Source organism: Prosthecochloris marina (genome assembly GCF_003182595.1).
GTDB lineage: Bacteria > Bacteroidota > Chlorobiia > Chlorobiales > Chlorobiaceae > Prosthecochloris > Prosthecochloris marina.
In genome coordinates this window covers 16,247-37,981 of the sequence record NZ_PDNZ01000007.1, presented here as the reverse complement: position 1 = coordinate 37,981, position 21,735 = coordinate 16,247, and the positions used below count along the sequence as shown (strand labels likewise).

The window sequence follows — 21,735 nt, the reverse complement described above, 5'->3', positions numbered from 1 at the left end:
ATTATGAGTAAGGGGGCAAGCAGTTTACTGTTTGCCTTTTTTTTATCATTATTATCAGGAGAAGATCAAACTATGAAAAAGCTATTACTGTTGTGTTGGATTGTTGCTGCAGTTTCGGTGGCAGGATGTGGGTCGAAATCAAGTGAATCTGCTCTCACTACAGATGTGGATACAACGCAGTATGATCAAATTGATGCTGATGCAGCGCTTCGCGAAGAAGCCAGAAGAATGGTGAAAGATGTGTTTTTTGAGTTTGATAGTGCTGAACTTGACCAGATGGCGGTGAGCCAGCTGAAGAATAATGCTGCTTGGTTGGTAAATAATCAAAGCATTTCGGTGATGATAGAAGGGCACTGCGATGAACGTGGAACGTACGAGTATAACATGGCTCTCGGTGAAAGGCGTGCAGAAGTGACAAAAGGTTTTCTTGAACGGGCCGGTGTCAATGGGTCGAGACTTGAAACTGTAAGTTATGGGGAGGAAAAACCGTTTGATCCGGGCCATAATGAAGCTGCGTGGGCGAAGAACCGGCGTGCACATTTTGTGGTTAAATAGTATTTTTTCATAATAAGCATAAGTGTCTCTTGGAAAGAAGCGGGCATTTGTACTTATGAACAAGCTGTGAATGACGATGAAACATACCAGTAGAATAGTTGCCCTTGGCATTGTTGGCGTTATGGTTGCGGGGTGCGCTTCCAAGACTGATCTTTATATGTTGCAGGATGATGTCAAGGAACTCAAAACGCAATCTCAAAAGTCCGGTGGTCAGAATGCACAAGTGTATTCTGAAGTTGAACAGCTTCGCGAAGAGGTCGCCCTGTTGCAGGGAACAATAGAAGAACTGCGTTTCAAATTAGGAGAATCAGGTCAGCCTGGCGTTTCAACCAGCGGTGACCTTGCTCTTCTTTCTGCGGATACAACAGCCTCTTCGCAGCCTCTCGAAAAAGTCACGCTTCCTGTAGATCCGGAAAGTGCCTCGTCTGTTCCCGATTCCGGGGTTTCCGGCATTGAAACATCTTCAGCTTCTGCTGTGGATGATCAGGGGTTATACGATACGGGAGTACGGTATTTTGAGAGCTATAATTATTCTTCGGCAAGAAAGGAGCTTGGACTGCTTTTGGATAATTATCCTTCATCACCGCTTGCTGATGATGCTCAGTACTATATTGCCGAGACTTATTATAATGAGAAGTGGTTTGAAAAAGCTATTCTTGAGTACCAGCTTGTTATCGAAAAGTATCCGGAGGGAGATAAGCGCCCTTCGGCTTACTTCAAGCAGGGGCTTGCCTTTGAAAATATTGGTGATTCCACCAATGCAAAGGTAAGATACAAGGAGTTGGTACAGCTCTATCCCAACTCGAATGAAGCAAAAATAGTTGACCGTAAGTTACAGTAGAGTAAGTAAAGAGATTCAGAAAAAACAAAAAACCCCGGGTAAGGCTCCCGGGTTTTTTGTTTTTTTATTACTACTGATCTGACTGCACCTTTGCTCTATTTGAAGAACTGGTCGAGGGTATAGGTTTCTTTATCTATTTCTACGCAAAGCTGGTCACGGAGGTTGTCGTAAAACACCGGTATATCACGCATTGTCCATTTAATGCCGCGCTTGTCGAAATCAATAACATATCGGTTTTCATTGTCCAGCACTTTTTGGGGCAGATTGATTGCTATGTCCGGCTGTGTTGTGAGAACAAGCAACTGAATTTTACCCTCTTTCAACTGTTCAATAATTTCTTTTGTGGGAAATAGTTTTCTTCTCCCCGAAGCTGGAGATATTACCAGTTCAAGTTTGCCGTTGGGATCTCTTTTCGCAGAGGTTATGAAATACTTGGCAACTTTATGTAGGGCATTGCCGGACCAGACAGCTGATTGCATCGTAAAAGTGTTTAAATTGTCGAAAATTAAAACACACCAGCATGGAAAATATATATCGCTTAAGTTAGTAAAACAGTGGCAAATAAAAAAGGGATTCACATGGAATCCCTTTTTCTGTAAGGTATGGAAGAACCTGTCTTATTTGTCTTTATCGTTGCCATCGATTACCTCATATTCAGCATCGACTTCACCATCACCGTTATCTTTTTTTGTTTTGTCATTTCCTTCGGCTTCGGTGGTATCAGGTCCGGGTGAGGGAGGTGTTTCGCCAGGTTGAGACTGATACATCGTAGAGGCTACTTCGCTCCAGACTTTGTTCAGCTCATCCATTGCCGGTTTAATCGAATCGACACTGCCGGACTTATGAGCTTCCTTGAGTTTTTCAAGTGCAGATTCCAATTCTGCTTTTTTGTCGGAGGGAACTTTGTCGTCCAGTTCCTGTAGTTGTTTTTCGGTACTGAAGATGAGTGAATCCGCGCTATTTTTCAGGTCGATTTCCTCTTTGCGCTTTTCATCTTCCGCAGCGTGCTGTTTCGCATCATCTTTCATTTTTTCGATTTCGGACTCACTGAGTTTGCCGCTGGCTTCGATACGAATGCTCTGTTCTTTGCCTGTTGCCTTGTCCTTTGCTGAAACGTTAAGAATGCCGTTTGAATCGATATCAAACGCAACTTCAATCTGAGGGACTCCGCGCGGTGCAGGAGGAATATCACCGAGATGGAAACGCCCAAGGGTTTTATTGTCCGTTGCCATTGGTCTTTCTCCCTGAAGAACATGTACCTCAACCGACGTTTGGCTGTCCGCCGCTGTCGAGAAAATCTCCTGTTTTTTCGTCGGAATTGTCGTGTTGGCATCGATCAGCTTGGTCATAACTCCTCCAAGAGTTTCGATCCCGAGTGAAAGTGGTGTTACATCCAGAAGCAGTACGTCGCTGACGTCTCCACTCAGAACACCGCCCTGTATTGCAGCACCAACGGCTACAACTTCATCAGGGTTGACACTTTTGTTGGGTTCTTTATTGAAAAGATCCTTGACGATCTCTTGAACTTTCGGGATTCTTGTGGAACCACCTACAAGTACTACTTCATCGATCTCGCTGGTTTTTACTTTCGAGTTTTTAATTGCCCTTTTGCAGGGTTCGACCAGGCTGTCGAACAGGTCGGAACACATTGCCTCGAACTTTGCTCGTGTCAGATTGACGACAAGGTGTTTGGGGCCTTCCTGGGTTGCAGTGATAAAGGGAAGATTAATTTCGGTATCTGTGCGTGATGAAAGCTCGACCTTTGCTTTTTCAGAAGCTTCTTTCAACCTCTGTAACGCCATCATATCTTTTCTGAGATCGATACCTTCCTGCTTTTTGAATTCTTCTGCAAGGTAGTTGATGATTTTCTGATCAAAATCGTCTCCTCCAAGATGAGTATCACCGTCGGTTGCCTTTACTTCGAAGACACCGTCACCAAGTTCGAGAATTGAAATGTCAAATGTGCCTCCCCCCAGGTCAAATACAGCGACTTTTTCATTTTCTTTTGTTTTGTCGAGTCCGTATGCAAGAGACGCTGCTGTAGGTTCATTTATGATGCGTTTGACATCGAGTCCGGCAATTTTCCCTGCGTCTTTCGTTGCCTGCCTCTGTGCATCATTGAAGTAAGCCGGCACGGTAATAACTGCTTCGGTAACTTTTTCACCTAAAAAATCTTCAGCAGTCTGTTTCATTTTCTGCAAGATCATTGCTGAAATTTCCTGAGGAGAATAGGTTTTGTCGTCGATTTCGACCCGTGCTTCTCCATTTGTATTGACTACCTTGTAAGGAGCAATTTTCTTTTCATTTGGTACTTCATCAAATTTTCGCCCCATGAAGCGCTTGATGGAGAAGATGGTATTCTGTGCATTGGTGATAGCCTGCCTTTTTGCAGCGTGTCCGACGAGGCGTTCACCGTTTTTCGTGAATGCTACCATTGACGGAGTTGTCCTGTAGCCTTCGGAGTTTTCTATGACCGTTGGCTGTGTTCCCTGCATTACCGCGACACAGGAGTTTGTTGTGCCAAGATCGATTCCGATAATTTTGCCCATAATTATTTCCTTGTTTTTAGTGTCCTGTCAAAAGGCCCCTTTACCCGCATGTAAAGGGCACCTGACATGAAATTCACTGAGATTACTTGATCGTTATTTCTTTGTTTTTTCTGACCTGCTGTGCTTTTGGAAGACTGACATGCAGGAGACCTTCTTCAAAAGAAGCTTCTATTGTATCCTGATCTATCAGCTCTCCGAGATTGAAACTACGGGAAAAGCTTCCGTAGGTTCTCTCTGTTCGATGATAATTTTTTCCCTGTTCTTCGGTTTTCTGTTCTCTTTCTCCTTTGATGGTCAGTACATTTTCTTCGACACCCAGAGTAATATCTTCTTTTTTTACACCGGGCATTTCGGCTTCTATATGAAATGCATTTTCATCTTCAGAGATGTCTGCCTTGAAGGCTGGAGTTGCAGGTAACTGGGTTCCCTCCCAGATGTCATCGAATAATTTAAGCGGGTCTTTGGATAATTTCACTAACATGGTATGCTCCTTTCTCTGTTCATTCATTACGGTTGTTTAGCTGTGTCCCTGTGTGGTACACAATTCTATTAACAAGTAAGGCAAATTATGTGCCAAACTGATTTTTTCTCTCTTAGTCAGTAAAGTGCTGGATTTTTGTCAGAGCATGTGAAAAGAAGGAGGTATATTTGTCATATTTTCTGGCACGATGTGTGACAGAAATAATGTGGAGGGACAGTAAGTGCTGAGATGATGATCATAACAACATCACTGCGGCGATGAAACGCAACGGGGGGTATAGAGAATGGTCGTAGGTGAATTGTTCTGAAAGAGGTTGACAGAGTTGAATAATGATTTACGCCTAAGTTGAACGATTGTCAAGATGTGGCGGAGATGGGCGGAGAAAAAGGCTCTCATATAATTGAAATGAGATGCGTTGAGGGTGAGCCGACTCGCTCCTTCACTGTGCATGAAGAGAGATATGAGCGGTTATGAAGCTACAGACAGGAAATCAGCTTTCGACTTTCTGAAGCCAGCTCAGTCTGTCCTGCAGATTTTCGACAACGCTTTTGGATATAAGATAACAGGCAAAGATAATGCTGTCATCTGCAATACTATAATAGCATTTCAGTCCTTCTTTCCTTCGGTTGACAATTCCATTGTCGTGCATGAGGGCCAGATGTTTTGAAACATTGGCCTGGCTTGCATTGATCTGGTTGACAATTTCCTGAACAGTTCTTTCTCTTTCGCAAAGCGTCCGGAGTATCCTAAGGCGCATTGGTTCAGAGAGCAGTTTAAAACGATTGGCAACTGCTGTCAGCATCTCTTCAGGCATTTTGAGGTTCCACTTTTTTACCTCTTCTTCGTCAATAATAATATTTTGGCCCATCGCTTAAGAGTTAATTCAGTGCTTAAAAGCACTGCATTTAAAGGGGGAATTCATTCTTGTGGTGGTTATATAGTTATTTATTCATACAAATCAAACACAAAAAATTTTTTTTTCCGGAAAGAAATTATTGCCCTCACTTTTGCGAAGAGCTTGAGTTTTTCCCGGTTAATCAGAGTGGTGTGTCGCTAAGCTTCAGAATGGAATTAACCAGGGATTGAGGTGCCTTGAATCTGATGATTTTTTCCCTGATAATGCTTTTTGTTTTTTGAGCTTCTTTGAATTCACGAAAGCAGGTGGGACACGTCTGAATGTGTTTTTCAAAACCCTCCTGTTCTTCAAGCGTCAGCTCTCCATCGACAGCTGCGCTCATAAGATTCTGGGCTTGTGTGCAATTCATTGTACTGATTAATTCATGTGTTATGTGAGTATTACGGAGTTTCCCTGTTGTCGGTGTTATACCCGTGTTTTTTTGCAAAATCATTGAGCTTCGTGCGCAAAAGCTTTCTGCCTCTGTAGAGTCTTGATCTTACTGTTCCGATCGGGCTTTCAACCATATTTGCAATTTCTTCGTACGTGAAACCTTCAATATCACATAATTGTATGACTTCCTTAAACTCTTCCGGTAATGAATTTAATGCTTGGTATACTTCATCGTGCATCAGTGACCTGAAATAGCCTGTGTTCAGGTCTTCATTGTCGTTTTGCGTGTCTTTTATCGAATGATAAAAATCTTTTATGAGGTCATAGTCAACTTTGCCTGGCTCACGAGCATTTTTTCTAAATTTGTTGATATAATTGTTTTTAAGGATTTTAAACAGCCACGCTTTGCAGTTTGTTCCCTTCTCAAACGAATCAAAAAATTTATATGCTTTGAGATAGGTTTCCTGTACCAAGTCATTTGCATCATCCGGATTCATCGTAAGATGCAACGCATAGTTGTATAATGCGTTAATGTGCTCAACGGCTTCTTCCTGAAACTCCTGCTGTTTAATTTTTTCTTTTGCAGAAAGCGTGTTTTTGGATTCAGGAACGTTTTTTTTATGCGGGGAACTCGTCATATTCTGAATTCGGTAAAAGTTCTTTGATCAGCTCGTTATCATTATATACTGTTACGTAAAAAGTGAAGCGCTAGTAATATAGTATTATAAGAATCTATTTTAATGAAGCTTAAGGTATAAAACAACAGGGTTATCTCGTAATGGCTTATTCTTCAGATATAATTGTCATCGGTTCAGGTATTGGAGGGCTTACAGCCGCTGCTCTTCTCCAGGAAAGAGGTTTTTCTACGCTTACTTTTGAAAAAAACAGTTATCCCGGTGGCAGCTGCGCAGCCTTCAAGCACAAGGGGTACACATTCGATGCTGGTGCTTCGGTCTTTTATGGTTTTGGAGAAGATAAAAGCAGCGGTACGTTGAACATGCACACTCGGATTTTCAGAAAACTGGGGATTGATGTACCTGTTATTTCCGACCCTGTCCAGATTCATTTCCATATGCCTGATGGATTTGACATACCGGCTTATTATGAGAAGGAGAAGTTTCTTGGGACGCTCATGGAACGTTTTCCCAATGAGAAAGAGGGGATTGTGGCGTTTTACAAAGAGCTTGGATCGGTACATGATATCCTCAGTTCTCTTCCTCCCGGTTCGCTTGAAGATCCTATTCATATTCTCAATGTGGGAAGCCGACATCTGGGAAAAATATTGTCGCTCGCATTGAAGACTTTTCAGTCGATGGGAAAGAGTGCAAGAAAGTATATCAAAGACGAGGAGTTGCTCAAATTTATTGATATGGAGGCATATTCCTGGGCTGTACAGGATGCGGTTTCGACGCCTCTTGTCAATGCAGGGATTTGCCTCGCAGACAGGCATCACGGTGGCATCAACTATCCTGTGGGAGGCGCTGGTGTTATTCCTGCAGCGTTATGTGACGGTATAAAAAAATTCGGGGGTGCTGTTGAATTCGGTTGTGATGTTGAAGAAATTTTACTGCGAAATGGCAGGGCGATAGGGGTAAGGTTGAGTAACGGAGACGTACATACTGCTAAAGCGGTTATATCTAACGCTACTGTATGGGATACGTTCAACCGTCTTGTAAAAGATGCTCGCTACAATGTTTCTGAAACCAAGTTTCTTCGTGCTCCAAGCTGGTTTCAGCTGTATCTCGGCGTTGATGCCGGCGTTATACCTGAAGGGTTTCATATGCATCACATTCTTGTTGATGACTGGGCTCGTTACAACGAGCCGGGCGGTACCATCTATTTTTCTGCGCCATCGGTTCTCGACCCGACAGTGGCTCCCGAGGGAAAGCATGTTGTACATGCTTTTGTCACGGATGAAGTTGATCACTGGAAAACCTATCAGCGGGGTGAAGAAAAGTATAAGCAGGCTAAAGAGCGGTATGGTGCATCGGTGATCAGAAGAACGGAAAAAATTCTTCCGGGCTTATCCGATGCTGTAGAGGTGAAAATATTTGCCACACCATTCACTCATGAGCGATACCTGAATCGTTACAAAGGGTCATATGGCCCTCTGTTATATCCCGGTCAAAATGTTTTGCTGAAACCGCAGAATCGAACAGTAGTAAAGGATCTTTATGCGGTCGGTGACAGTACGTTTCCAGGACAAGGGGTTATCGCGGTTACCTATTCAGGCGTTTCCTGTGCATCTTATATTGCCAGAAAACTGGGGAACCCTCTTTCATATCTATAAACAGAGCAGGTATTATCCGGTGGCAAGCAGCATGTCGATTTCACGACAGGGAAGGTCGGTGATTTGAGCGAGGGATTTCTGTGTTACATACCCTTTGAAGGTATAGGTTCCTTTACGGAGGCTGTGGCTGTTCCAGAGGATTTCCGTGATGGTTTCATGAGCGGTGAGTTTCATCAGGAAAGGTAACAAGGTATTGGTAAGGGCGAAAGATGCTGTTCTTGCGACAGCTGAAGGTATGTTCGGTACACAGTAGTGGGTGACTCCGTGCTTGACAAATATCGGGTTCGTATGGGTTGTATGCCTGCTGGTTGCAAAACAGGCTCCCTGGTCAATTGAAACATCGATGATAACAGAGCCTGGCCGCATTGTTTTTATGATGTTTTCATTGACAACGTGTTTGATGACTTTTTGCTTTGGACTGAGCGCTCCAATCATGACATCGGATATTCTGGCAAGTTCCGAGATATAGTGCTCATTGGATATGGCTGTAACGATGTGGCGGTTGAAGAATGCTTCGAAACGTCTGAGCCGGTTGATCTCCTTGTCAATGACTGTAACTTGAGCACCAAGCCCGAGTGCATCCTGGGCAGCGAAGAGGCCTACTGTTCCTGCGCCGATAATAGTAATATGCGCTGGAGGAACGCCTGCTATGCCACCAAGCAGAATACCTCTTCCACCATAGCCTGTTTCAAGATATTTCGCTGCTGTCTGTATTGCCAGAGAGCCTGCTATTTCGCTCAGCGTTCTCACGATAGGCAGTTCACCATCCCTTGTTTCAATAAACTCGAACCCGAGGGCGGTAATGTTTTTTTCAAGAAATGAGTTGATGAGTGATTTATTGACAGTTCCTAGATGAAGCGCAGAAATGAGCATTTGGTTGGGCTTGAAGAGAGCGGCTTCTTGGGGTTGGGGAGGCGAAACCTTCACGATAACGTTTGCATTTTCATAAAGAGTTTCTTGTGAATCTGTTATGTACCCACCTGCTTCAGCGTATTCTTCATCAGTGAAATTACTTGCCAAGCCGGCATTTTTTTCAATTAGTACTCGTACACCGTTTTCATTGAGGATCTTGACACCTGCCGGAGAAAGCGAAACCCTGCGTTCATCATTGGCCCTTTCTTTGGGAATTCCCAGAGCGATGTTCATTTTTTTGTCGGGCTTGATGAGCCATCGTTCCAGAGTTTTTATTCCCAGATCGAAGTCGATGCCTTCAAATTCTCCGCTGTACCCCATTATTTATAAGAGATAGAGTTAGTGTTTTGTAATTAGGTTGCGCCGGGCTCCCTGCCGGTGAGCTGTTTTTTTAGAGCCCGAGAGAGGCTTTTTTCAGCCGGGTAATATGCCAGGTTATATCTATTTCCTTCGGACAGGCTTCGACACAGTTGTATGCTGTATAACATTGCCAAATGCCATGATCCGATGCGACTTTTCTGAGCCTTTCCTGTTTTGCCTGATCCCGGGAGTCAAAAATAAACCTGTAGGCTTTCAGAAGTGCGGCTGGCCCAAGATAATCTTCATTTGCCCAGGAGGTCGGACAGGCTTGTGTACAGGCTCCGCAAAGAATACACCGGGTCGATTCTTCAATTATTTCATGTTCTTTCGGGCTTTGCAGGCGTTCTCTGTCAGGTGGTGGTTCATCATTAATCAGGTAAGGCATGATAGCCTGATATTTTTTCCAGAAAGGGTCCGTGTTGACAATGAGATCTTTTTCAACAACTGCTCCAGGGAGGGGTTCAACTTTGATTCTGTTACTTTCCAGGTCTTTAACCAATGTTGAACATGCAAGTCTGTTTTCTCCGTTGATCAGCATGGCATCACTTCCGCAGACACCATGGCCACAGGATTTTCTCAGGGCAAGCGTACTGTCCTGTTCAGACTTGATTTGCAACAATACATCCAGCACCCTTTCATGTGGAGCAGCATCTACGAGAAACTCTTGATAGTAGGGTGAACGGTCTTTTTCAGGATCAAAACGCGAAATTACTACTGAATACTCCATTGTGTGTTGAGTCACAAGACTATTTTTTAGAAGAACTTGCTTTAATATGAACCCTTTCAACGGGAGTATCGTCTTCGCAGGATTTACATGTCGTGCCTGGAAGATGCAGTTTGCCTCCTGATACATTGCAGAGCGTGCTCGATGCACCCTCAAGCAACCCTGTTGCGCCGGCACCTGCCATATTTACAGGGGCCTGGAGAAACGGAAAGGTGTCGAAAACATTTTTGCCGATCAGTTGTGCCGCCGGGCCCAGACCCTTGCCGATATTCTGGATAGAGGTTACGGGATTGAGTTTCCCTTCCCTGACACGACTGAAAATATTGCCGATTCCGGAAGGAAGCTGATTGACGACATTGTAACCGATGGTCTGAGCGTAGGTGACAAAATCGGTAACCTTCAGACCGAGAACTATCCTGCGAAACATTTCCGCTCTGGACAGTATTCGTACAGGACCGTCCTTTATTATTCTTGTCTGGCAGGCCAGCCTTCCTCCCGCGTCAGTGAGTTTATCGGATATGAAGGCTTTTTCAACATCACTTCGTTCCGACAGGTGGTCCATCCCTTCCTGCACATAAACAAAACAACTTTGGCAAACACCACTTCCGCCACATATGTAACCGATATGGCATTTGTTTTGCTTGGCTACGTCAAGGAGTATGTCTCCCGGTTGTGCTTCACATGGCATGTCATTGATGTGGATACGCATGGTTCTGGATATTTGTTGTTTTTTTTCCTTGCTTCAGGTTAAACATCATCCTTTACAAATATAAGTATTTTTTATGCAACGGTAGGGGGGGCGGTTTATCGGCCCAAGATGTTGCCATGCCGGGCGATGCTCCGGTATCAGTTAACCGGAGCATGTTTCTGGAGTTTCAAGGATTCATGAATTTCGGGAGAAGTTTTATGCGCACCCTCAGCAGTCTGGCCCTTTTTTCCATTACTTCTATGTTCAGAGGTATCAGCATACTCCCTTGTAAATGTTTTCGGTTTTACCTTCCAGTCCAGAGTGCCTTGAATCGCCATGCCAACCAGCTCGAAGGCACCGGCTATTGCTCCGGCAATATCGGTGACAAGCTGCCACGCATCCAGCTTGCCTTCGGAAAACCTGCGGGCCTGCATCACTATGGTTTCGGGGAACTTGATCAGGGATTCCCATCCCATTTTTGCTTGATAAGGAACAAGCTCAAGCGGTTTTTCCTCAAATGTTTTCTTAACCTCTTCGACTGTCGTCAAAAGCTTTACGGTTCCCAGTTTGTCGAGAGTTGTCAAACATGCCACCCTTATTCCTTCTTTGATCAGGCTATCAGAAAGCATCGCTTTTTCTCTGTCGTTCAAAGGAGAAAGCAGGTGCATTCCTTCGGTCACCTTCACATAACAGGTCTGGCATATTCCATTACCGCCACAGAAGTAGCCTATATGCGTGTGATTATTACGGGCAATGTCTATAAGGCGTTCGCCTGTTTTCGCTTCAAATTTTTTGTCATTTATATATACAAACATGGTTATATGATTTATTGTTTATGTACGAAAAGTCTTTTCAATGCTAACCTTTATTGCTTCTTTAAAAGTTGCTTAAATAAGACTTTTTTTGTCTTGTTTGGCTGTGCAAAGGTGCTGACCTGCAATGGTGGCTTCAGGCATGATTGAGCTTTTTAAGAAGAGAACGATACTGTTCCATCAGTACGGCAGGCTCAGCAGGGTAATCAGGTGGATTATGGAGGAGAAGTTTCATTTTTTTACCCTGTTGAAAACGGGGTGTGTATTTCTGCATCCATTCGGACTGCAGGGAAGCGATGAGTTCCTGAAAAAAATGACGATTGTAAAATTCCGCGTTGTTTTCCCCAGGAAGGATGATTGAAAGTGTTTGTGGCTGGATATCGACTTTTGACAGACCGATAGCTGAACAAAGGTTTTTAAGTTTCGCAACGCCTATCAGGTTTTCAACATCTTCCGGAAGAGGTCCGAACCGGTCACGCAGTTCATCCCTGATCGAGTCGATAGCGTTATCTGTCTGGCTTTTGGAGATTTTTTCATAAAAGGAAAACCGTTCCTGTGTAGCCGATATATAATATTCGGGTATCAGGGCGTCGAAATAAAACCCCATGTCGGTGTTGCCTTCCATCTGGACCGGTTGTGACTCGTTCGGGGTGAAAAGCTGGCTGAATTCACCTGATTTCAGTTCTGATACGGCTTCTTCAAGCAGTTTCTGGTAAAGGTCGAAGCCAAGTTCATGAATCGCTCCCGACTGTTCTGCACCAAGAAGGTTTCCGGCGCCTCGTATATCCAGGTCTCTCATTGCGATATTGAAACCTGAACCAAGCTCGGTAAAGCTTTCGATCACGGCAAGCCTTTCCATGGCTTCTCTTTTAAGGGTGTCGGCAGAAGGGATGATAAGGTAGCTGTAAGCCTTTCTTTCGCTTCGTCCTACACGTCCTCTGAGCTGATAGAGGTCGGAAAGACCGAACATGTCCGCTCTGTTGATAATAATCGTGTTCGCATTCGAAATATCGAGCCCCGAGCCGATGATAGAGGTGGAAATGAGAACATCAAGCTCATGGTTGATAAACCGCATCATGACGTTTTCAAGTTCTGCAGTTGGCATTTGACCGTGTGCAATGGCGGTTTTTGCTTCCGGAATGAGTTCGTGAAGCGTATTTCGAACCTGATCGAGTCCTGAGATGCGGTTATGCAGGAAAAAAACCTGACCCTGGCGGTTGATTTCGTGTTGTATCGCTTCTCGGATAGTGTCGGGATTGAACTGTGTAATGACTGTTTCAACAGGTTGACGATTTCTGGGAGGTGTCGATACTATGGAAAGGTCTCTTGCTCCGAGCATCGAGAACTGCAAGGTTCTCGGGATCGGCGTTGCAGACATGGTGAGCGTATCCACTCCAGGAAAAGATTGGCGCAGCTTCTCTTTAACCGCGACTCCGAAATGTTGTTCTTCATCGATGATGAGAAGGCCGAGATCTTGAAACAGAACGTCTTTTGAAACCAGCCGATGTGTACCGATAACTATATCTACAAGCCCTCGAGAAATTTTTTCGACGAGTTCTTTTTGTTCTTTTCGGCTGACGAACCTGCTGAGGACCGCTATATTGACCGGGAAGTTTTCAAATCTTCGTTTGAACGTTTCGGCATGCTGGTGGGTAAGGATGGTTGTAGGTGTGAGAACGGCGACTTGCTTTTTTGATTCGACAGCTTTGAATGCGGCTCGCATTGCTATTTCTGTTTTACCGAAACCGGCATCGCCACAGATCAAGCGATCCATTGGTGACTGGGAGCGCATGTCGTTCTTGACTTCCTCGATTGTTTTTAACTGATCGATGGTTTCGTCGAAAATGAACGATGCTTCGAACTCTCTTTGAAATATAGAATCCTGTCCAAATGCAAAACCCGGTGTCATTTTTCGCTTTGCATAGAGCTTTATAAGCTTGGAGGCAATATCCTTGAGACGTTTTTTTACCTTTTCTTTTTTGGCTTTCCACTTTGGACTTCCAAGTTTTGAAAGCGTCGGCATGGAGCCTTCGGAGGCGTTGTATTTCGAGATGAGGCGGATGTTCTGTACGTTGACGTAGAGTTCGTCACCGCCCTGATATTCTATCAAAACGCTTTCCTGTTCGGAATTACCTACTTCAATGGTCTCAAGAGCCTTGAAAACGCCAATTCCATAATCTTCATGGACGATGTAGTCTCCTACCTTGAGTGTCTGCAGGTCTTTGAGAGAGATCCCTTTGAAGGCTCTTTTCTTGTGGGATTTATGGGTATGGAGTTTACCGAAAATATCGGATTCCGTATAGACGTCAAGGCCGTTGAAGACAAAGCCGGAATGCAGGTTCAAGGCTACCCAGTTGAACTCAACCGGTATTGTTCTTCTGATGTCCCGGGCTTCTTCGGAAACGAATTCTACAAGTTCCTCGATTTCCTTCTTTGAACGACCGACGAAGACGGTATGTCGCTTGTCGGGCTTTTCCCGGTTGAGTTCCCTCGCGAACAGTTTGAAATTTGCGTTCAGCTTTGTCTGTGCCTCGGAATGAAAATCAAGCGTTTGTTTTTCAAGACGGTTTATACAGAGACAGGGAAAACCTTCCAGTTTTTTTTCAACAGCGGCTTTCTTTTCGAAAGCGTTGAAGGAGACAATGTCATCGATCAGGATAACAGTTTCCGGGGGCAGGTAATCCAGAAGGCACCAGGAGGGGCCTTTATCGTCATCATGGTGCTTTTCGGAAAAAAAATTACCTGTCAGAACGACGGCGTCGAGTTGGGCACCCGATAGCTGACTGTTGGTATCAAACGAGCGGATCGAAGTGACGGTGTCTCCGAAGAACTCCATTCTGACTGGTTCACGCGATCCGAAAGGAAATATGTCGACGATCGAGCCGCGCGTTGAGAATTGCCCTTCTTCTTCAACGAACTCCATTCTGTTATAACCATTTTCAGCAAGAAAATCCGTCAACGTGGTATAGCCGGCCTCTTGATCTTTTTCAAGACGAAAAAGCCTCTTTTCCGAGCCTTCGGGGTTTTGTAGCGGAGTCACCACATCATCAAAGTCGGCAAGAAGAACAGCTGCGCGGTTTTCGGAGAGGGCGCCAAGTGCTGCCGGAAGTTCGTCCGAGACGGTGTGAACCGTTGCAGGACCTAGAAGGCCGGGCAGGTCGTTATCATAGATATCGAAGGATGCCTGGGAACCTATGATGAGAAGAGGAACTCCGGTATCATTGAACAACTGTGCTGCAAGCAGAGAAGAGAGGGAACCCTGAAGACCCGAAAGGTTCAGGGTCGGTGAGGCTGTATTCGTGTGTTCCGGAAAGTTGAATTTCTGTTTGATGTCGGCATAGGTGGGATGCATGCCGAGAGCGTTCAGCAGGTAAAAGGTTTTTCTTCTGGTGACTGATGCGTTCGCATTTTTTTGCCTGTCCCGGTCTGCCGGGTTTTCATGAGAGTCTTGCATAACCTGTTTGTCCCTGAACTAAGAGGAAAAGTACTGATAATGTATTTTACTTTACTCGCGATTTATTACTGAAACTGAGTCTGTGGACCGCTTAATTATGCAAAAATATATTGAGTATTTACCTGTACCCGACCTTTTTTTATCAGTCCCTTTCTTTCCTCCAACTTACTATCAGGCTCCCTCCTCGAGGTTTTGGCTTAATTGCCGAATATTTGCGTATATATATTCAATGCCTTTATTCAACTTAACAGACATGCTTTATGTACAGAATGGTTCTCGTTTTAGTCCTGGCTTTGGGCATTGCTGTACCGGTGTATGCAGGTAACAAAGTTACTCGTAAAGTCGATGACTTTACCGGTCTTGAGATGGTGACATTCAAGAAGCCATTGAAGTTTTTACGAACAAAGGGTGTTTCCGTTGCAACAGCGTGGCTTACACCGGAAGTTGCTAAGAAGCCTGACGGTTCTATAGACTGGATGAGGTTTCATTTCAAAAGAGATGATTACGATTCTGCGCTGGGAATATCAAAGGCTTCAGGTAGTACTTTGAAGCTAAAACTGAACAATAATGAAGTGATTGAGTTCCAAGCTATAAATAACCTTTCCGAGATAGATATTGAGTGGACAAGTGTAGGCCCTAAATATAAAGAATATGCTATTTTTGATCTATCGCCTCATCAGTTAAGAGCTATAGCTGAAGCTTCTGAGATAAGGGGGCGAGTAAGTGGAAGGAACGGTATGTATGTTAATATTCCGCATAAACATTTTATGATTCATCAGGACTGGTTGGAGGAGATGAGGGGGTTTTATAATGCGGTTTTTAGCGCGGTCCCAACTCAAGCAGCGCAGCCATGATGAGGCGCTGTCCGATAGCTTGGGTTTTTAGTTTGCTAAAATCCTGATGCCGCACCCTCTTTTGCTTGTTGCTTTTTATATTCTGCTTTCTGTTTTTCTACTTCAATCGAGTACAGGAAAAGTGTGCCGACTTTTGAGAATTCGTTGTATTCCAGGGATATTACAGTTTTTCCCTTGGAAAACGACCCCCAAAGGTAATCTTCTATAAATCTGTTGCGTTGATATCCCTTTCCAAACTTTTCGAATACAACATCTTTAAGCGCAGCCCAATTACTATATCCTTTTGTTTTAATTCCAATACCCGAGAGTTTTCCTTTCCAAAAAAAATATTTGAGTACGGCTAATTCGGCATTTCCTATCTTCATTTCGTCACCGATCCTTTCGTAAGTATGGGTATCACCTTCTGTGTCTATCGCAGTCATGTTGCTTAATGAATTGATGGCCGTACCCCATTTGATGCCACGAAAGCCATCCGGTTCGTTTTTGAAGGCATAGCTTGTTCCTGTCGATAAAATTATCAGTGTTATGAGCATTAAATTGGTGGTGGCAAAAATTTTCTTCTGCACGTTTACCTCCTATGAATTATCGTAGACTTGTTGCTGGAAATGCAGGAATAATAACGGAATTTAGCAAAATTGAAGTAAAATATGTAACCCCGACTGAAATCCGGACTTTTGCATTTACACCGCTTTTCTAACTACCCCCACTTCACCCGACGTGCATTACAGCCCCGGCCCTTTTCCGCTCGATAGATACGCTGTCGCTATTGCTGAGCATGATTCTGCCATTCTCGATTCACGGATGTTTTACCGTTTGTTCTCCTTTGATGAAGCTATTTTGAATATTTTCAGGCAAAGAATTAAACTGCGACAGAATATTTGTACCTTTTCCAGTTCCCAGATTGTTGTTTATTAAGCAGCATGTATAAAGTGGCTTTCGTTGATGGAAAAAATTCTGGAAGTAAAAAACCTCAAGACGTACTATTCGACCGATAACGGAACTGCCAGAGCGGTTGACGGGGTGAGTTTTTCGCTCGGGCGCAACCGGACGCTCGGTATTGTCGGTGAGTCGGGATGCGGGAAGTCCGTTACAGCTCTATCCATCATGCGTCTTGTTCCCATGCCCCCGGGGTATTTTGCCGGAGGAGAAATTTTCTGGAAAGGCAGTGATCTCCTCAAAATTTCCGAAGATGAGATGAGGAAGCTCAGAGGCAATGAGATAGCCATGATCTTTCAGGAACCCATGAGCTCACTCAATCCGGTTTATACCTGTGGCAACCAGATTGTTGAGCAAATTCTTCTCCATCAGGATCTTTCAGGAAAAGAAGCAAAAGGGTTGGCGGTTGAAATGCTTCGTCATGTAGGAATTCCAAACCCTTCTGAGCGCTTCGAGGCCTATCCTCATGAACTGTCAGGGGGGATGCGTCAGCGTGTTATGATTGCCATGGCGTTGTCATGCAATCCGGCTTTGCTTATTGCCGATGAACCGACAACCGCACTCGATGTTACCGTTCAAGCCCAGATTCTTGAACTGATCGGCAAACTTCAGGCCGATACCGGAATGAGCGTTATTCTCATTACGCACGACTTCGGAGTTATAGCAGAGTTGTGTGAAGATGTCTTGGTGATGTATGCCTCAAAAGTTGTTGAAGAAGGAAGGGTTTCGCAGATTTTTTCCGATCCTTTGCATCCCTATACCAAAGGTTTACTGAAGTCGATTCCGAGGATCGGTTCAAAACAACAACGTCTTAACGTTATCGAAGGAAATGTGCCCAGTGCGACGCGTCTTCCCGACGGGTGCAGATTTGCCAATCGCTGTCCTTTGGCAGATGAGCTTTGTCGAAAAGTTGAACCTCAACTTGAGGAATATAACCCTGGACATAAGGCAGCCTGCTGGAAAATTCATGCCTAATCGTATTGAATAGGGTGAATTTTTCACTTTCGTAACATTCTTCGGTGATGTTGCCGGACTGGAAATGGCGGGCTTTTCTGAAATGCCAAGCATAATACCTATATTTCCCCCTGAATTGCATGTATCAGGCTTTTCCAAACCGTCCACTTATGATGCTATGCCCGAGCCATTGATTCTTGTCGTGGAGGATGACCGTAACTTGGCAAAACTTTTGAAATACAATCTTGAAAAAGCCAGTTACAAATGTTTTCTGGCTGAATCGGGGGAAGATGCTCTGCAGTTGCTTGCGGAAAGAGATGTCGATCTCGTTTTGCTTGACATTATGCTTCCTGGTATCGATGGTTTCGAAGTTTGCAGGAGAATACGCCAGCACCAGCTTTTCAGGGATCTCCCTATTGTGATGCTGACTGCAAAAGGAGAAGAGATCGACAAAGTGCTGGGTTTTGAACTTGGCATCGATGATTATGTTGTCAAACCTTTCAGTCCCCGTGAGTTGAATCTCAGAATTCGTGCTATTCTCAAGCGTGACAGAAGAGGAAAGCGGGATACAAGAGAGGTCATGAAATGCGAGGGCCTCGAAGTCGATATTGCCAAACACAGTGTCAAGCTCAATGGCAAGGAAATTACCTTGACACTTATGGAGTTCAAGCTGCTTGCCGTACTTTTAAAAAGAAGAGGGCAGGCTCAGTCACGTGAAACGCTGCTCAGTGATGTATGGGACGTGGATAAGACCATAAACACTCGCACCATTGATACCCATATTACCAGGTTAAGAGAAAAACTCGGTAAAACCGGTAAACTTATCAAAACCGTAAGAGGGCTTGGTTACAAGCTCGAAGACAGCAGAGAGGGCGGTGAAAAAAACTAGCGTTTCTTTTAGACTTGGGCTGGTTTTCGGGGTTATTATTTTTTTTACAGTTGCAATCAGCTACTTCTATCTTGGCGGCCAGCTTCGGTCGCTTTTCTATGATGATTTAAAAAATCAGTTATACAAGAAGCTAAAGCTTAACCGTCAGCTTCTCGAGAGCAGGCCGGTACAGTGGGATGATATTACTGTGTCGGATCAATGGGCTGATGATGTCGGTTCGGCCCTGGAGCTTCGGGTAACGCTTATTTCAATGAATGGCGCGGTGATAGGAGATTCCTATATCGCTCCTGAGCGACTACCTTTTGTTGAAAATCATATGCAGCGGCCTGAGGTGCAACAGGCGCTTGTTGAAGGTGTTGGTGAAGATACCCGCTTCAGTGAGACCGTAAAAGAGGACATGCTGTATATCGCGATAGTGCTTGGTTCCCAGAAACCTTTTGCCGTCCTGCGTTTTGCAAAGCCCTTGAGCCAAATCCGACGGCTTGAGGCTGAAATTCGTAGAGGTGTTGAAGGGGCCTTGTTCTGGTCGCTGTTTTTGTCCTTGATTTTCGGCGCGCTGACGGCTGTTTTTCTTGCAAGTCCACTGCGGCATATTGCGTTGGCCGCCGATAAGCTTGTCCACGGTGATTATTCCACCAAGCTTCAAGTGAAGCGCGGTGATGAAATAGGACAGCTTGCCAGGGCCTTAAACTATATCTCGGATGAGATGAAGCACATGAACCAGCAAGAGGAATGGTTCAAGGCGGTGTTTTCGAGCATTCGAGAAGCGATTATCGTTACTGATTCAAACGGTTTTGTCATGCTTGGAAATCCCGCTGCCTGTAGGTTTTTCAATCTGGATTGCGGACAGATGATAAGGACAGGGGCCGGACGTAAGGTAACCGATGCCCGACTGCTTGATTTATTCGAGCGTATAAAAGTATCTGATTCACCGATTGCCAAAGAAGAGATTACCGTTATGACCGATCGTGGGGAAAGGGTTTTGCAGGTCAGCGCCATGCCGGTGATCAAGGACAATGTTTCTCAGGGAACGGTTTTTGTCCTCAACGATATTACCAGATTGCGTAACCTGGAGCGGGTAAGAAGGGATTTTGTTTCAAGCGTTTCTCATGAGCTTCGTACACCGTTGACCAGTATTACAGGGTACACTGAAACACTTCTCGAAGGAGCTATACACGACCCTGAAAACGCCAAACATTTCTTGCAGATAATTCATCAGGAGAGCGAGCAACTGACTGCACTTATCAATGATGTACTCGATCTTTCGAAAATAGAGTCCGGTCGAATCAACTACAAGTTCAGGTCGGTCAATCTAGGTGATCTCGTTGAAAAAACTCTGAACCTTTTCAGCAGGGCTATTGAAAAGAAGGGTATAGCTTTGCATTTGCATTTTCCCGAGGATCTTCCTTATGTTAACGCCGATAGGGATTATCTTGAGCTTGTGGCTAGAAATCTTGTCGATAATGCCATAAAGTATGTTCCCGAAGATAATGGACAAATCTGGATCAAGGCGTTTGTCGCTGATGATATGGTACGAGTTGATGTGAAGGATAACGGTATCGGAATACCTCAGAAAGATCTCGGAAGAATATTCGAGAGGTTTTACCGTGTTGACAAGGCAAGATCGAGGGCTATCGGGGGAACTGGTCTGGGATTGTCTATTGTCAAACATATTATTCTTGCACACAAAGGAAAGGTCGAAGTTCGTTCTCGGCTGAACCTCGGTTCGTTGTTCAGTTTTACCGTTCCGATTGTTCGTGAAAACCGCAAAACACAATCTAACACATGATAGAATCTGCACTTTCCTATTTGCAGACACATGGACTTACTGAGGGGGAGGCAAAGATAGGTCTTACAATCCTGATGGTTCTGGTCGGTCTGGTTCTCATCGTTATCGTAGAAGTGCTGACTAAAAGAATCTTCTTGAATGCCATTAGTGCATTTGCTTCAAAAACAAAAACCAGATATGATGACCTGTTGGTAAAATACAAGGTTTTTCAATGGTTGGCCCATCTGATTCCTCCTCTTTTGCTCTATAATTTTGCAGTCCCGGTGCTGCAGTTTTATCCTAAAAGCGTTGACGTTGTTCAGTCTCTTGCCTTGGTCTATCTGACAGTCATTTTTGTTTTTGTGATTCTCAGTGCACTCGATGCTCTGCTGGAATATTACAATCAAAGCACCGTTGCCCGGAAGCTGCCTCTCAAAAGCTTTATTCAGGTTATCAAAACTGTTGTCGTGTCGGTTGGAGCCGTGATTGTCATTTCCAACCTGATCGGTCAATCTCCGGTTGTTCTTTTCAGTGGGCTTGGTGCTTTTACTGCCGTTATCATACTGATTTTCAAGGATTCGATCCTCGGTTTTGTGGCAGGTATTCAGTTGACGACAAACAACCTTGTCAAGGTCGGTGACTGGATAGAGATGCCTAAATACGGGGTCGATGGTGATGTTATCGATATTTCCCTTGTAACGGTATCCGTACAGAATTGGGATAAAACCATCAGTACGATTCCGGCCTACGCTCTTATCTCCGAGGGTTTCAAAAACTGGAGAGGGATGGACGAGTCGGGGGGCCGCAGGATCACGCGATCCGTTTTCATTGATATGAAAAGTGTGCGTTTTTGCGATGAGAACATGCTGGAAAAATTCAGCAAAGTTCAGCTTTTGCAATCGTATTTGAGGGAAAAAAAGCTTGAGGTTACTGAATACAATCAACATCACGGCGTTGATACGTCATCACCGGTTAACGGACGCAGGCTGACAAACCTCGGAACGTTCAGGGCTTATCTTGTTGCCTATCTTCGAAATCATCCCAAGATAAATCCCGATATGACTTTTCTTATCCGTCATCTGCAGCCAACCGAAAACGGTATCCCTGTTCAGATCTATGTTTTCAGTAATGACCAGGTTTGGGCAAATTACGAAGCGATACAGGCTGACATTATGGACCATGTTCTGGCTGTCCTGCCGTTTTTCGAGCTCAAGGTTTTTCAGGTTCCTTCAGGCTCCGATATTGCCGACGTTGGGAAGGCTGTACAGCAGGTTTTCACAGAAAACATAGCAAAGCAATCAGCGCATATCGAGCAGAAAGGAAGACAGTAAATGCCTCTGTATCAACGAAGTTGTCCTTTTGATTGTTATTCAGCAGAAG

General features: G+C 44.5%; 20 protein-coding genes. 8 read left to right on the top strand and 12 right to left on the bottom strand.

What is annotated here, in order from left to right:
• The first annotated feature begins 3 nt into the window (after positions 1–3).
• Positions 4–555, top strand: coding sequence for a peptidoglycan-associated lipoprotein Pal (gene pal / locus CR164_RS10030; protein WP_239994535.1), 552 nt, complete (start codon positions 4–6; stop codon positions 553–555).
• 76 nt (positions 556–631) lie between these two features.
• On the top strand, positions 632–1,396 hold the full coding sequence (gene ybgF / locus CR164_RS10025) for a tol-pal system protein YbgF (RefSeq protein WP_110023998.1): 765 nt from the start codon (positions 632–634) through the stop codon (positions 1,394–1,396).
• Positions 1,397–1,491: 95 nt separating this feature from the next.
• On the opposite strand, the gene pscD is transcribed toward ybgF, so the two are convergent.
• From pscD to CR164_RS09995, 6 genes are all read right to left on the bottom strand, one after another.
• The gene (gene pscD, locus CR164_RS10020; RefSeq protein ID WP_110023860.1) at positions 1,492–1,875 is read right to left on the bottom strand and encodes a photosystem P840 reaction center protein PscD; all 384 of its coding nucleotides are present in this window, start codon (positions 1,873–1,875) and stop codon (positions 1,492–1,494) included.
• 138 nt (positions 1,876–2,013) lie between these two features.
• Positions 2,014–3,945: a molecular chaperone DnaK gene (dnaK, locus tag CR164_RS10015; RefSeq protein ID WP_110023859.1), complete on the bottom strand. Its 1,932-nt coding sequence runs from the start codon at positions 3,943–3,945 to the stop codon at positions 2,014–2,016.
• 82 nt (positions 3,946–4,027) lie between these two features.
• Positions 4,028–4,426, bottom strand: coding sequence for an Hsp20/alpha crystallin family protein (locus CR164_RS10010; protein WP_110023997.1), 399 nt, complete (start codon positions 4,424–4,426; stop codon positions 4,028–4,030).
• A gap of 490 nt (positions 4,427–4,916) precedes the next feature.
• Complete coding sequence (locus CR164_RS10005; RefSeq protein ID WP_110023858.1) at positions 4,917–5,294, bottom strand: ArsR/SmtB family transcription factor; 378 nt, start codon at positions 5,292–5,294, stop codon at positions 4,917–4,919.
• 169 nt (positions 5,295–5,463) lie between these two features.
• Positions 5,464–5,691, bottom strand: a complete 228-nt coding sequence (locus CR164_RS10000; RefSeq protein ID WP_110023857.1) for an anti-sigma factor family protein — start codon at positions 5,689–5,691, stop codon at positions 5,464–5,466.
• Positions 5,692–5,722: 31 nt separating this feature from the next.
• On the bottom strand, positions 5,723–6,352 hold the full coding sequence (locus CR164_RS09995; protein WP_110023856.1) for a sigma-70 family RNA polymerase sigma factor: 630 nt from the start codon (positions 6,350–6,352) through the stop codon (positions 5,723–5,725).
• A gap of 140 nt (positions 6,353–6,492) precedes the next feature.
• On the opposite strand from CR164_RS09995, the gene CR164_RS09990 reads away from it, so the two are divergent.
• A complete protein-coding gene (locus CR164_RS09990; RefSeq protein ID WP_110023855.1) occupies positions 6,493–8,004 on the top strand; it encodes a phytoene desaturase family protein in 1,512 nt (503 codons plus the stop codon).
• Positions 8,005–8,016: 12 nt separating this feature from the next.
• Here CR164_RS09990 and CR164_RS09985 read toward each other — a convergent pair whose 3' ends face one another.
• From CR164_RS09985 to mfd, 5 genes are all read right to left on the bottom strand, one after another.
• On the bottom strand, positions 8,017–9,237 hold the full coding sequence (locus CR164_RS09985) for an alanine dehydrogenase (protein WP_161953518.1): 1,221 nt from the start codon (positions 9,235–9,237) through the stop codon (positions 8,017–8,019).
• Between the two features lie 70 nt (positions 9,238–9,307).
• Positions 9,308–10,003, bottom strand: coding sequence for a succinate dehydrogenase iron-sulfur subunit (locus CR164_RS09980; protein ID WP_110023854.1), 696 nt, complete (start codon positions 10,001–10,003; stop codon positions 9,308–9,310).
• 19 nt (positions 10,004–10,022) lie between these two features.
• Complete coding sequence (locus CR164_RS09975; RefSeq protein WP_110023853.1) at positions 10,023–10,709, bottom strand: 2Fe-2S iron-sulfur cluster-binding protein; 687 nt, start codon at positions 10,707–10,709, stop codon at positions 10,023–10,025.
• A 137-nt stretch (positions 10,710–10,846) separates the two neighbouring features.
• Positions 10,847–11,503 (bottom strand): 2Fe-2S iron-sulfur cluster-binding protein, encoded by a 657-nt coding sequence (locus CR164_RS09970; protein WP_110023852.1) that lies wholly within the window; start codon positions 11,501–11,503, stop codon positions 10,847–10,849.
• A 133-nt stretch (positions 11,504–11,636) separates the two neighbouring features.
• Positions 11,637–14,954 (bottom strand): transcription-repair coupling factor, encoded by a 3,318-nt coding sequence (gene mfd, locus CR164_RS09965; RefSeq protein WP_110023851.1) that lies wholly within the window; start codon positions 14,952–14,954, stop codon positions 11,637–11,639.
• Positions 14,955–15,214: 260 nt separating this feature from the next.
• Here mfd and CR164_RS09960 point away from each other — a divergent pair, with 260 nt between their 5' ends.
• Complete coding sequence (locus CR164_RS09960; protein ID WP_110023850.1) at positions 15,215–15,808, top strand: hypothetical protein; 594 nt, start codon at positions 15,215–15,217, stop codon at positions 15,806–15,808.
• Between the two features lie 35 nt (positions 15,809–15,843).
• Here CR164_RS09960 and CR164_RS09955 read toward each other — a convergent pair whose 3' ends face one another.
• Entirely contained in the window at positions 15,844–16,374 is a 531-nt protein-coding gene (locus CR164_RS09955) for a hypothetical protein (protein ID WP_146204166.1), read from the bottom strand.
• Between the two features lie 376 nt (positions 16,375–16,750).
• On the opposite strand from CR164_RS09955, the gene CR164_RS09950 reads away from it, so the two are divergent.
• The 4 genes from CR164_RS09950 (at position 16,751) to CR164_RS09935 (ending at position 21,686) form a co-directional block, all read left to right on the top strand.
• Positions 16,751–17,719 carry an ABC transporter ATP-binding protein gene (locus CR164_RS09950; protein ID WP_110023848.1) on the top strand — a complete coding sequence of 323 codons (969 nt, stop codon included), beginning with the start codon at positions 16,751–16,753 and terminating at the stop codon, positions 17,717–17,719.
• Positions 17,720–17,876: 157 nt separating this feature from the next.
• A complete protein-coding gene (locus tag CR164_RS09945; RefSeq protein ID WP_110023847.1) occupies positions 17,877–18,587 on the top strand; it encodes a response regulator transcription factor in 711 nt (236 codons plus the stop codon).
• Positions 18,574–20,376, top strand: coding sequence for an ATP-binding protein (locus tag CR164_RS09940; protein WP_110023846.1), 1,803 nt, complete (start codon positions 18,574–18,576; stop codon positions 20,374–20,376). Before CR164_RS09945 ends, CR164_RS09940 begins: the two co-directional genes overlap by 14 nt.
• Positions 20,373–21,686 carry a mechanosensitive ion channel family protein gene (locus CR164_RS09935; protein ID WP_167392945.1) on the top strand — a complete coding sequence of 438 codons (1,314 nt, stop codon included), beginning with the start codon at positions 20,373–20,375 and terminating at the stop codon, positions 21,684–21,686. Before CR164_RS09940 ends, CR164_RS09935 begins: the two co-directional genes overlap by 4 nt.
• The last annotated feature ends 49 nt before the right edge of the window (positions 21,687–21,735 follow it).